Annotated in this window: 12 protein-coding genes; 7 read left to right on the top strand and 5 right to left on the bottom strand. The window is 42.4% G+C overall.

Translation table 11 applies throughout. The features are described from left to right. Positions 1 to 409: 409 nt before the first annotated feature. Together RMY27_RS06430 and RMY27_RS06425 are read right to left on the bottom strand one after the other, a co-directional pair. Positions 410 to 703 (bottom strand): hypothetical protein, encoded by a 294-nt coding sequence (locus RMY27_RS06430; protein WP_322661490.1) that lies wholly within the window; start codon positions 701 to 703, stop codon positions 410 to 412. 135 nt (positions 704 to 838) lie between these two features. Next, positions 839 to 973, bottom strand: coding sequence for a hypothetical protein (locus tag RMY27_RS06425; protein WP_322661488.1), 135 nt, complete (start codon positions 971 to 973; stop codon positions 839 to 841). Between the two features lie 181 nt (positions 974 to 1,154). On the opposite strand from RMY27_RS06425, the gene RMY27_RS06420 reads away from it, so the two are divergent. From RMY27_RS06420 to RMY27_RS06405, 4 genes are all read left to right on the top strand, one after another. Continuing rightward, complete coding sequence (locus RMY27_RS06420) at positions 1,155 to 1,481, top strand: SDR family oxidoreductase (RefSeq protein ID WP_322661486.1); 327 nt, start codon at positions 1,155 to 1,157, stop codon at positions 1,479 to 1,481. 222 nt (positions 1,482 to 1,703) lie between these two features. Further along, on the top strand, positions 1,704 to 3,026 hold the full coding sequence (locus RMY27_RS06415) for a glycosyltransferase (RefSeq protein ID WP_322661484.1): 1,323 nt from the start codon (positions 1,704 to 1,706) through the stop codon (positions 3,024 to 3,026). Between the two features lie 77 nt (positions 3,027 to 3,103). Continuing rightward, positions 3,104 to 3,235, top strand: coding sequence for a hypothetical protein (locus RMY27_RS06410; protein WP_322661481.1), 132 nt, complete (start codon positions 3,104 to 3,106; stop codon positions 3,233 to 3,235). A gap of 110 nt (positions 3,236 to 3,345) precedes the next feature. Continuing rightward, positions 3,346 to 6,840, top strand: coding sequence for an ATP-binding protein (locus RMY27_RS06405; RefSeq protein WP_322661479.1), 3,495 nt, complete (start codon positions 3,346 to 3,348; stop codon positions 6,838 to 6,840). A 307-nt stretch (positions 6,841 to 7,147) separates the two neighbouring features. Here the strand turns inward: RMY27_RS06405 and RMY27_RS06400 are convergent, their stop codons facing one another. Beyond that, the gene (locus RMY27_RS06400; protein ID WP_322661477.1) at positions 7,148 to 8,092 is read right to left on the bottom strand and encodes a GIY-YIG nuclease family protein; all 945 of its coding nucleotides are present in this window, start codon (positions 8,090 to 8,092) and stop codon (positions 7,148 to 7,150) included. A 177-nt stretch (positions 8,093 to 8,269) separates the two neighbouring features. Between RMY27_RS06400 and dinB the strand changes: the two genes are divergently transcribed. Beyond that, entirely contained in the window at positions 8,270 to 8,866 is a 597-nt protein-coding gene (dinB, locus tag RMY27_RS06395) for a DNA polymerase IV (protein WP_322661500.1), read from the top strand. Next, positions 8,808 to 9,416, top strand: a complete 609-nt coding sequence (locus tag RMY27_RS06390; RefSeq protein ID WP_322661475.1) for a hypothetical protein — start codon at positions 8,808 to 8,810, stop codon at positions 9,414 to 9,416. Before dinB ends, RMY27_RS06390 begins: the two co-directional genes overlap by 59 nt. A gap of 224 nt (positions 9,417 to 9,640) precedes the next feature. Here RMY27_RS06390 and RMY27_RS06385 read toward each other — a convergent pair whose 3' ends face one another. Continuing rightward, positions 9,641 to 9,919 (bottom strand): hypothetical protein, encoded by a 279-nt coding sequence (locus RMY27_RS06385; RefSeq protein WP_322661473.1) that lies wholly within the window; start codon positions 9,917 to 9,919, stop codon positions 9,641 to 9,643. 551 nt (positions 9,920 to 10,470) lie between these two features. On the opposite strand from RMY27_RS06385, the gene RMY27_RS06380 reads away from it, so the two are divergent. After that, a complete protein-coding gene (locus RMY27_RS06380; RefSeq protein ID WP_322661471.1) occupies positions 10,471 to 11,187 on the top strand; it encodes a DUF2786 domain-containing protein in 717 nt (238 codons plus the stop codon). 319 nt (positions 11,188 to 11,506) lie between these two features. On the opposite strand, the gene RMY27_RS06375 is transcribed toward RMY27_RS06380, so the two are convergent. Then, complete coding sequence (locus RMY27_RS06375) at positions 11,507 to 12,853, bottom strand: cytochrome P450 (protein WP_322661469.1); 1,347 nt, start codon at positions 12,851 to 12,853, stop codon at positions 11,507 to 11,509. Positions 12,854 to 12,855 lie beyond the last annotated feature (2 nt).

The raw sequence follows: 12,855 nt of genomic DNA, 5'->3' as shown, positions 1-12,855 counted from the left end.
TCGTTCTGAATTTAAAAGTTCAGTATACACGATCGGGGTGTGAAGACAAAATAAGGTAATCTTATCTTTTATCCGATATAATCTACGATTAAAACTACTTTCCCCCAGACACAACACTTTCACCAACATGCGATCGCAAAGAAGTGCATGTTGGCCACGGAATAGAAACTATTGCGCTGCCGATAAATTTTGTTTGTCTTTGGTATCGCCTTTGATGCGTAATCCAGCGATACACACTAACATGGTGCTAACTTTTAGTTATGGCTAGCCGTAATTTATTATAGGCACAATTAACTATCGCTTTGACTGAGTGCAAAGATAGTTTACAAAAGTTGCTCAGGCGGCAATACTGCGCGGATAACTGCAACCGCCTTGATGCAGAACTGTCTGAGAATACAAATTGTCTGCTTTAATTACAAAAATTATCTACCCGAATATCCCGCCAGACATCAGACACTTGCCAGCCGGAATTTCCCACAGATTGTACTGGAGGGTTGTCAAGGAGCGGAACATAGTCAGGAACTCTAGGCTCTGAAATCGCTACTGGTTTCTCCTCAACCTCAACCACAGGGGCAGTATAATTGACAGTATTAGCTTCAAGAAGTTGGTCTTCTGCCTCCTCGATTAGCTTCATCTGTTTCAGAGTAAGCTTGTCGGATTTTTTGATGATTTTCTTAGTGTGTATCTCATTAGAAGTATTCATTGGCTGTTCCCTCGAAGGCATTGGCTTAAAATTTGGATGAGTAAAGTTGTGATAACTTAGGTATTAATAATTGCACAGAATTAACAAGGTACACCAAATCGATGGGAAATACGAGTCCCAAATTGTAAGAATTTATTAATTGTGTACAAATCTGTTTTCAGGTAGATGTCCCAGAATAATCTGTTGCACAGATGCAAGTATTAAGCGATCGCTTCTTTCCTCATAACTGTACTTCAAGATTGTTTTGTAGTTTTGGCGTTGCTGAATCATGGGATGATTTCATCCAATTTGTCATGAATTTTCAATGATTTCACCCGCCAATTCATCCCGCATTTATGCAACGCCGCAGTTTTGACTTCTAATGAGCAGATAATGGATGATTGAGAGTTCTCGAGGTAGCGGTTATTTTTTCCCACGAATTATTGATTCAGAGCAGGAATAATATAAAAATATGAGTAAGCTCATCTTAATTACAGGCATAAGCAAAGGTTTAGGTTATGCGATGACCGAGGGTTTTATTCAACAGGGACATACTGTTATTGGTTGCGCCCGTTCATCAGATGCAATCGATAAAATACGCCAAAAGTTTAGTGCTACCAACGATTTCACATCTGTAGATGTGGCAAATGAACAACTTGTAGAAAAATGGGCAATAGACGTACTTCAAAAATATTCTCCGCCAGATATAGTAATTAATAATGCGGCAATTACCAATTATCCAGCACCTTTGTGGGAAATACCATCTGAAGAATTTTCGGATCTAATGACTATTTCATGAAATTGGTCAAGGGAGTTGCTTTGACTGTATATTGACCAATGCAACAGCGATGTCTACGACGGGCTGCGCCTACGTAATTGGCTCAATGTGGTTCAGTTAAGAAAGTTCCTCTGTGAAGGCAAAGGAACAGTTCCGAAAAAGCAGGCTGATTTCAACTGTATTGGTTTATCACCTAGAGGCACAGTAAATTAGTACAATTTTTGAATACTGGAGTTTTCATTTTTGAAAAAGCATTTGAGTCAAAGTTTATCTATAGCACCAAGCCGAAAACTGAAGATTACGATCCTAACCGTAGGTTCAAGAGGAGACTTGCAACCATACTGTGCTTTGGCTATTGGCTTGAAACGTGCGGGGCATGAAGTAACCGTAGGAACCCATGAGAACTTTGAGCCATTTGTGAGGAAGTTCGATTTAAAGTTTGCGCCAATCGCTGGCAATATGCAAGAGTTTCTGCAATCGAAACAAGGGCAGCGATTGATTGCGGGAGAAAAGTTGAAAAAAGAAGAAGGAGATAAGCTTTTACTTCAACAGTTAGAATCAGCTTGGAGTGCGTGTCAGGGAAGTGAGGTAATTATCTACACGCCGCTAGCTATTTTTGGATATCACATCGCAGAGAAATTAGGTGTACCCTGCTTTTTTGCATCAGTTCTGCCGTTGACTCCTACAGGGATGTTTGGGTTTTTGAGATTTGCTCAAGTAACTAAAAACCCGCTAAAGAAATTAATCAACTATGGCAGCTACTTACTAGTAGAGTTCTTGCACTGGCAAAGATATCGTCCACTGCTCAATCACTTCAGAACAGAAACTTTGAAATTGCCGCCTTTACCATATTTGGGCAGACGCTTCAGACGGAAGACTCCGGCGAATGTATCACGAATCCCTGTGTTGTATGGATTTAGCTCACACGTCATCCCAAGACCCCGTGACTGGCCTGCATGGGTGTATGTAACTGGTTTTTGGTTTATTGACCAAGCCTCCGAATATGAGCCACCTCTGGAACTAGAGGATTTTCTGGGACGAAAGCAATTGCCTTTGTGTTTTGGATTTGGGAGCATGACGATGCCCAATCCAGAATATCTCACACATTACATCGTGGAAGCCTTAAAGAAAACACATCAAGGCGGGATTATATTATCAGGCTGGGGGAACGTTGGAAGAACAGTGAATATAAAAGATTCGCTACGAGTGTTTGTGATCAAGGAAGTTCCACATGATTGGCTGTTTCCTCAAGTGCCAGCAGTAGTGCATCACGGAGGAGCTAGTACAACGGCAGCAGTGTTACGTGCAGGGACACGATCAATTACTGTACCTTTTTTTGCAGATCAGCCAGTTTGGGGTGAAAAGCTAACTCGATTGGGAGTCAGCCCTGCGCCGATACCGTACAAGAAACTGTCAGATAAAACTTTAGCAGCAGCGATTGAAATCGTACTGGGTGATGAGGTGATGCGGTCTAAAGCCCAGGAGTTAGGTGAGAAAATCACGGGTGAAGATGGTGTGGCGAATGCTGTTGAAGTTTTCCATCGGCATCTGGGTTTGATTGAGTAGAAATTAATAATGTAACAAAAGGTATGACGCAGCGCTTGAAGGGCGAATGGGAACGATTGGTTCCCAAAATATGACTGATGGTGTTACAGCAATTGTGGCGTTTTGTACCAGAGGTTCATACAGATAGCCGTGTGGTAGATATGCATATCTCACGATTACGGAAAATTTTAACCCGATGTCTACCGGAAGAATATAGAACATCGCGTTAATATTAAGTAATATTCTTTAGAAATAGACTTGTTCTAATTTTCAAAGTTTTGAGTAGGGGAGAACATAGGCGGCTGTCCCTAGTCGAGGAGAGAAACACCTAAACAATCAGATGAAAGCAAGAATTTCTGACTCCATTGCTGACCATTTTCGAGGTGGGGAAATGGCAACCCGGATCAATCGTTTGGACTGGTCGCAAACGTCGTTAGGCAAGCTCGACGTATGGTCACAGAGTCTCAAGTCAGTGGTCAAGACGTTGCTTGCTTCGAGCTATCCGATGATTCTAACTTGGGGCACAGATTTCATCCAAATTTACAACGATGCCTATTCGCAATTGATTGGCGAGAAACATCCCGCAGCGCTTGGGATTGATATTCGGATTACACTCGCGGAGGCATGGGACACGCTGGGGCCAATGATCGAAACGGTGATGTCAACGGGAGTGGCAAATCTGACACCAGCACTACTCCTGTTGTTGGAACGTTCCGGCTACCGGGAAGAATCCTACTTTAGTGTTTCCCATGCTCCGGCAGAAGACGATTCTGGGCAGATTGTTGGGATGCTTGCGGTATGTAGTGAAGTGACACAGCAAGTATTGGGGGAGCGGCGATTGCGGCTGCTACGCGATTTATCATCTAAAGCAGGCGCAAGCCAAAGCGTTGAAGCAACCTGCCTTGATGCGCTTTCCGTTATCGCATCCTCTCCAATGGATGTGCCGTTTGCACTGCTATATCTACGTGACTCCGATACTAAAAGGTTGATCTTACAAGGATGTGTGGGGATTCAAGCAGGGCAAGTCGTCAGTCCGAGAACAATTGAGCTAGAAACCAATGGCACAGATGTTTGGTCATTGGCGAAGGCTGCAAATGGAGAAACGATTCTAATTGAAGGCATCGATGAATATATCACAATTTTAGGGGGTGCGTTTAGTGAACCAGTGAAATCTGCGATCGCACTGCCGATCGCCTCATTTGGGCAAACCGCGACATTGGGTGTACTGGTAGCCGGGATTAGCCCTAGCCGTGAGCTAGATGAGGGATATCGCTCATTCTACGAATTGTTCGCAGGTCAGATATCGGTTTTAGTCCGCAATGCTCAGGCATACGAAGAAGAACGCCGACGCGCTGAAGCATTGGCAGAGCTAGATCGGGCGAAAACAGTGTTTTTTAACAATATCTCCCATGAGTTTCGCACACCTTTGACATTAATACTGGGCCCGTTAGAGGATGTTCTCAGTAGCAAAAACGGGTCAAAGATGACAAGTGAGGAACGTGAGCAATTGCAGCTAGTTCACCGAAACAGTTTGCGTTTGCTCAAGTTGGTCAACACACTATTAGACTTTTCGCGCATCGAAGCAAATCGGATTGAAGCAGTTTATGAACCTGTTGACCTTGCTGTATTTACAACTGAACTGGCCAGTGTCTTCCGCTCAACAATCGAACGGGCCGGTTTACGTCTAATAGTAGATTGCCCACCTTTACCAGAAGCGGTGTATGTAGACCGTGAAATGTGGGAAAAGATTGTTTTGAATTTGCTCAGTAATGCTTTCAAATTCACGTTTATTGGACAAATCAGTGTAACCTTACGTTGGTACACAGAATATGTGGAACTGGAAGTCCAGGATACAGGTACAGGAATTCCAGCAGCAGAATTGCCCCATTTGTTCGAGCGTTTTTACCGTGTACAAGGGTCAAAGGGTCGCACTTATGAAGGCTCTGGGATTGGATTATCGCTAGTGCAGGATCTGATTCGACTTCATGGTGGCTCGGTTCGTGCGATTAGCAAATTAAATCAGGGAAGTTCTTTCATTGTTTCACTTCCTACGGGTACTGCTCATCTGCCCACTGAAAGCATTGTATCTGAGCATGATTTGCCGAACACTTCTTCAGTAACGGCTGCTTTTGTTGAGGAAGCATGGCGTTGGCTACCCCAAGCGGAGGGGGAGCAAGGGAGCAGGGGAGCATTTGTGCAGGGGAGAACTTACAGCAGTTCCTCTCCTCTGCCCCCCAGCCCCTCTACCCCTCTGTCTAGTTCTGCTCGTATTTTGTTAGCTGATGACAACGCAGATATGCGCGATTATTTAAAGCACTTACTCCAAGGAGATTACGAAATAGAGGCAGTTACAGATGGAGTAGCTGCCTTAGCAGCAGCCCGCAGGCAGATACCGGATTTAGTACTGAGCGATATTATGATGCCGGGAATGGACGGGTTGCAATTGTTGCGCGAATTGCGCTCTGAATCATCCACTCGGGAAGTACCTATTATCTTGCTATCTGCTCGCGCTGGTGAAGAATCTCGTGTTGAAGGCTTAGAGATGGGTGCAGATGATTACCTGATCAAACCTTTTTCGGCGCGAGAACTGCTGGCACGGGTACGAACAAATTTAGAGTTGTCCCGACTGCGTAAAGATGCTCTAGCTCAACAAGCCGAACGAATTCGGGAGCAGGCAGCGCGAGTTGAGGCGGAGGCAGCCAATCGGATGAAAGATGAATTTCTGCAAGTACTTTCCCATGAGATTCGCACACCGCTCAATGGAATGCTTGGCTGGGTTAAAATGCTTCGCCAAGGTAAATTAAATTCATCTGCAACTGTTCGGGCGCTAGAAACTATTGAGCGCAACGCTAATGCTCAAGCGAAATTAGTAGACGATTTGCTCGACGTATCATGTATTATCCGAGGACAACTGCGCCTGGAAAAGCGTCCAGTTTCTCTAATCTCAGTGATTACTGAAGCTATCGAAACTGTAAAACCACAAGCTGAAGCTAAAGATATTACGATTAACTGTATGCTCGATCCGTGCGCTAGTTCTGTTTGTGGAGATGCTAGTCGTTTACAACAAGTAGTGTGGAATCTGCTGAGTAATGCAATTAAATTTACGCCTTCTGGAGGACAGGTAGAGGTTTGCCTACAAGCTGTGGGTACAGACGCGCTCCTCCAGGTCAAAGATACGGGTAATGGTATTAAAGCTGACTTCTTGCCCTACATTTTTGAGCGTTTCCGTCAGGCAGATGCAAGTACAACCCGAAGCTATGGGGGACTAGGCTTAGGGCTAGCAATCGTCCGGCATTTAGTGGAAATGCATGGGGGAACAGTAGAGGCCGATAGTCCAGGGCTTGGGCTGGGAGCAGCCTTTGGTGTGCGTTTACCTCTGATGAGCATCTCTTATATTTCTGAGGGTACGGAATCAATTTCTGTAAACGATGAGAGTCAAATTTCACTCAACGGTTTACGAGTATTAGTTGTTGATGATGAAGCTGATGGACGTGAGCTTGTTGCTTTTATCTTGGAGCAACATGGTGCTTTGGTAAGTGAAGCAGCATCAGTAGCTCAAGCATTGTCAGCGTTAGAGTCGGGAATGCCACACATACTGATTTCGGATCTTGGTATGCCAGGGGAGGATGGCTACAGCTTTATTCGTCAAATCAGGGCTTTACCAGGAGAAAAAGGAGGTAAAATCCCAGCGATCGCTTTGAGTGCTTATGCCAAAGAAGAAGACCGAAGGCGGGCGCTGCTGACAGGCTTTCAAATGTATATGTCCAAGCCATTTGATCCACTGGAGTTAATAGTCATGGTCGCAAGTTTGTCAGGTCGTTTTCAGCAGACTTAACCCTTCAATTCATTTATTGTTTATGTTAATTGTGCTTTGAATCGTAACTTGAAGTCCGGTTCGTTCACCTGAAACATGGTTTACCCATTTTAATCATTTATGCTGTGTAGATTAGTTTCCTAAAAATACGGTTGCAATGGCGATAAGCTCTCGTTTAAGCGCGACACAGAAAACAAGATTACTTTTTTTGCCACTCACAAAGCTACAAATTCCGTTTGCAAGAGAGCATCTTGGACATATTTTATTAGTACATCCGGCTTAACTAGCTTTCGGATAACTGCCATGAATTTCACATCAAGTTGCTGATTTAAAAACGCCTCTCCATAGCAACTTGAGATAAGCTAATATTGTCCTTAAGAATGTCTATCTCTCCAGGAGAGAGTACTTTATCTTTCATTTGTTGTAGCTCATGTAGGGCAGCGTTAGCATCGGTAGCACCAAATTTGAAGTACTCAGTTAAACTACCAATGTGGTAGTTGTAATTATGATAGCGGTGTTTAAAATATAGTTCTACATTACCCCTGTGTGGCCAAGTTCCAAGTATTTGAATAGCAACAGTTTTATACTGGGGCAGTAAATCTACTTTTATCTCTGCCAATCGCTGTTGGATAGGTCTGGCGGTAACTCCTATCTTGTACAAAGTGCCAATGTTAGTTTGGATCTCTAAAAAATATAAAGAGCAGGATAAAATGCGTTGAAGTTGAGCGCGATAAAGTGTTTTGTCAGTTAATCGATATAACTTATCTGCTGCATTTTTGTATAAGGCGTGTTTGGCTGCTAGCTCTAGTTTCAATAGCTTTTTGAGCAACAGAGGTTCTTGCACTTCGTTGAATAAACTGAATTTTAACGCCCCAACAGCAATTTTCCCTAAACTACTAAATTCATAAGCTGGAGGGGTTAAATACACGTTTTTCTTGAACATTCCAGCTTTGAGAAGCCCTGGAGTAACTAAACCAGGGCTGATAGGATAATTGATTGAGCCGTATTCTTTCCAAAGCAATTTTAACTGTGCTAAATCTTTACGCGATAGGTAAATATTAAAATTATCATACAATGGTAAAATCGGGAAATCACGATTAGCTACAGGCAAGCAGGTGGCTGACGAATGGGCAAAGTGATGCTGCTTGACCTTACCTTTCTTAGCAGTTAGTTTACCGTAACAATAAGGGCATAAAAGCTCGGTTTTACCACTACCAACATCTTCAACATAGACTAATTCTCCATCTGGAGCTATACCAAATTTGAGCCACATTGTTACACTTACTCATTAACAGAAAAACCGATTGGGGCTGATAGTAGAAAGTTCAAGCAAGCTTTAAATAATTTGCAGATATACAAAATTTGGCTCAAACTAGTGCTAGTGTACTATAGGATTTCTAATTTAGGATTTAATTTGCTTGAAAATGGGTGAAGAACGAGACTGCTTGTGATGGAACTACCCTTGGGACAAGAATCTGTCGCTAGAACCAGGAAAATAGTTCACATTGATATGGATGCTTTTTACGCATCGGTAGAACAAAGGGACAACCCTAGCTACCGAGGTAAACCGTTAGTCGTCGGTGGCAGCCCCAATCAGCGAGGTGTGGTTGCAGCAGCTAGTTATGAAGCCCGTAAGTTTGGCATTTATTCCGCAATGCCCTCAGTAACCGCTTTTGCGAAATGTCCTGGGCTTATCTTTGTCAGACCGAGATTCGACGTTTACCGAGAGATTTCTACTGCAATCCACGCTATCTTTAAACGCTACAGTGATTTAGTGGAAGGAGTTGCGCTAGATGAGGCATATTTGGATGTCACTGAGAATAGGCAAAACATCCCCTACGCTTCTACGATCGCAAGACATATCAAAACTGCAATTTTCCAGGAAACCCAGTTGACGGCAACCGCAGGCGTGTCGATTAACAAGTTTCTTGCAAAAATGGCATCAGGGCAGAACAAGCCCAACGGACTAACAGTGATTTTGCCAGAGGATGCGATGTCTACGACAAGCCGCAAGCGTCTACGCATTTGTAGAGCAGCTAGCGATTGAGAAGTTCCACGGCATTGGAGAAGTTACGGCGGCGAAGATGCACTCACTCGGCATTCACACTGGCGCAGATTTGAAAGAGCGATCGCTGACTGAGCTAACACACCACTTTGGTAAAGCAGGTAATTATTACTACAAAATTGCCAGGGCAGAAGATGACCGCCCAGTTGAAGCAAATCGAGTTCGCAAGTCCATTGGTGCAGAAACCTCATTTGCACAGGACTTAAGTGATATCAGCCAGATGTTACAAGAACTCGAACAGATTGCCCAAATTGTCGAGCAACGGTTAGAGAAGCATGAAACACGAGGCCGTACATTAACATTGAAAGTCAAATTCTCTGATTATCAGCAGTTAACCCGCAGTAAGACAATGCTTGCTCCCATTAGTGAACTCTCTACGATTTTTGAGATAGCCAAAGCGCTGTTTGAGTCGATTGATTTGGAAAACCGCAGTATTAGGTTGCTGGGAATTTCCTTGTCTAATCTGGATAACGCCAAACAAACCCCAGTAATTCAATTGCCACTATTCCAAAATGCAGGCATTATATTTTAGCGTAGGCTAGCAAGAACCGCAGGTATAGTGCTGTTTAACCCTCTTATGTCACTTGCGGAAAACAATAATCAAAGCGAAACTTTGAAACTTTGATTTAATAAGCTTTTGAGCTTTTCTTTTCTAACAGACACTAAAATTTATAGCCAAAAACTGAGAATGAAGGCTCTCAAAGGCTTTCATGCATTGGCTTCTCTCAAAGTGACACAACAGGGTTAAATACTGACTCACCCACGACATAGATCATCAACTCTCAACTCGCGCCACACGTCTGACGGTTGCCACCCAGAGTTACCAACAGAGCGTAGGGGGCGATAGTGTTCAGAAATGTAGTCCGATTTTGATACTTCAATGTACACAGGTGGATTTGGTTCAATTACTGGTTCAGGAATATTTTGGCTCTCAGGAATCTCAATGGGTTCAATCGGTGGTGGGGTTACTTCTGTTTTCTTGCGAACTGGGTTAGAGGTTTTTTTGATGAGGCGTTTCATATCGATAGGAATCATTTGGCTTTGCACAAAGAAGGGATATCCCAGAATACAAGAACTTATCAGCGAATCAGAGACATTTTGCCATAAAGTTGTATGGGCGTAGATTGCTTTTTAGGGACGGGAGCCAGTTTGATTTTTGATTTGGCATTGATACAACTCGACCGCTATACCCCCCAATCACCCATTCAGGTAATAGTTGCTCAAAACGACCATTTTTTCTTCTCTGTATACAAGAAAATGAGAAGTTGATTGTGTCTTAGGTTGCGATCGCTGCCATTGAGCAGTGCCAATAAATTTATATATTCTATTGAGATGTATGAATGAGATTCGACTCTTGGGCTATTTTTAGCTGAGTTTCTTTAATAGAGATTTTTCTCACCAGTTCATTCACTGCATCGACTGAATCATCATTTTCAGTAATCATGGCTTTATCACGAATATCCGTTTTTAGCAGGAATAATTGCTACAAAGCTTGCTATGTATGAATAAAAATTAGCTACATTTTTCATTTTACACAAGTATATTAAAAAAGATATTTCCTTTCAAAACTTGCTTAAGTGATACTAATGCAGACACAGGTGTTAGAACTAGAAAAAATCGCTGACAAAATTAGAAAACTATTCGCACTGAGCCAATCTCCCAACGAAGCAGAGGCAAGCGCCGCCGCAGCTAAAGCCCAGGAAATGCTAACCCGGCACAATTTATCGATCGCCTCACTCCAAGATTGGACACCTCAACCACTAGAAGAAGAAGTCATTCGCCAGTTTAAACGCATGACATCATGGAAATTTATTTTACTAAGTGGTGTTTGTTGGGGGAATTATTGCTCTGCAATCACTAGACACTACCATAGCGGGTCTAAAATGATTATCTTAGGGCGAAAAGTGAATATCGTCTCTACTCAGATTCAGTTTGAGTATCTTGAACAAACTATTGAACGACTGGCAAAACAAGCCGTAGGCGATCGCGCTTTTAGAAATGCTTTTAAATTAGGTGCTGCTAATAGACTTGTAAATAGGATTCTTGAGAATCGTGAACAACAGAAAAATGGAGGGATTGCTGGAACTGCTGAGTCGGTTGCAGTACCCGCAATCATCGTGCAAGCACTCTACGAAAAGCTGGAATCTGAGTTAGAAGCATATCTAAATAATGTAAAAGTTAAACAAATGGCTTTACCATCGTGTGGTTCAAAAGACGGATATTTCTCTGGGATATCTGCGGCTGATTCTGTCTCTCTTAATCGCCAAGTTAGTAGCAGTCAACAGCACTATCTACTAGGTTAATTAAGACTTATTAGGAGATAGCGGCAGTGATCAGAGTAGATTGTGGGGTGATTGCCCTCATACAGTGCTTGATGCAATCGCTGTAGGCAAGATTTACAGTACTTATACAGAGGTATAAATAATTGCCAAATTAGCAACTGAATGTTTGGAAAAGAACCAAGGTAAGTTGCTGATGCTATTAGCTTTAATCCATAAGGCACAGACTATTCTGGAGATTGGTACGTTAGTTGCGATCGCTGTTGTTACCTCTGACAATTAGCAACGAACTCCAAACTGCTTAACAAAGCCGTAGTTTCACTAAATCTATCTCCGATGTAAATTAGCAGTCTCCCAGAATACTCATTTTTACTCCACCTTTAGGAGCCATTAAAAAACCCCGTCGTGCCGGAGTAACAGGGGCTTTCTCCTCTAATTTCAACTTAGAATTCAACAGAATCGTCGCCAGAATTAATTTCATTTCAAATAAAGCGAATACTTGACCTAAACATTGACGAGAACCTGCCCCAAAAGGCCAAAATTCATAAGGTGAGTATTTACGATTTATAAACCTCTCTGGTTGAAATTGATCTGGTTGAGGATATAAATCTTCTCTGCGGTGAGTTAGGTAAATAGAAGGTATTGCAAATGTCCCAGAAGGAACGTGATATCCCCTTAAATTAACAGGTCTGCGAGTAACTCTAGGAAAAGTGGACGAAACTACAGGGTAAATCCGTAAAGTTTCTTGACAAACTGCTGTCAGATAAGTCAGTTGAACAATTTTGAGAGGGTCAGGAGTATTTAAGCCTTGTAACTCATGCAATAGTTTCTCATAGACTTGTGGTTGTTGATGAATCCAGTACAAAGCCCAAGCCAGAGCATTAGCAGTAGTTTCATGACCAGCATTGAGTAAAGTTAAGAGGTTATCTTTTAATTCGACATCACTCAAGCTCTGTCCATTTTCATATTTTGCTTCTATTAGCATACTCAGAACATCAAAATGTTCCCTTTGCACAAGTTGACGACGCTCCAATATTTGAACCATGAGATTTTCATCGATCTGTTGTCGCTTCCTGAGATATCTTCCCCAAGGACTCCAAATACCTAAATCCTTTCGTAAAGACGGAAGTAATAAAGCGCTAACGATGAACGGTGAACTAGTCAACGAGAGCCAAGTTGTCATTAAATTTTTCAGTTTTTCAAATCTGGATTCCTCCTCAATACCAAAGACTATTTTTAAGATAATCGTCATAGTAATGTCTTCAGTTAAATGTCGAGCAATAAAGGTTTGACCAACTTTGAGGTGTTGTATAGCTTGTTGGGTAATATCACAAATCTGTTGCCCATAATTGAGCATCTGTTCCCCGTGAAAGGGAGGCATGATAAGTCTTCGCAGACGCTGATGGCGTTCTCTATCTTGCACAATTAATGAGTTTTCTCCAATTTGAGCTTTGAAGGGTTCATTAACAGCAGCTGGAGCATCAAGAATTTTATTTGTTGGATTAAATAACTCTTGAAGATCCTGGGGATGACTAACAACTAAAAGGTCTACATTCCCAAAGGTATTAATGAAAAAAATATCTCCACAATTTTTTGCACAACGCTCTAAAAACTCCAATGGCTTTAAGGTAGATTCGATTTGTTGGATAATTTTAGGAGTTTTAAGTTTCTCAATCTGTTTAATTGTCATAT

This window comes from Nostoc sp. DedQUE09 (genome assembly GCF_034530915.1).
GTDB lineage: Bacteria > Cyanobacteriota > Cyanobacteriia > Cyanobacteriales > Nostocaceae > Nostoc.
This window is presented reverse-complemented; position numbering and strand designations above follow the sequence as displayed.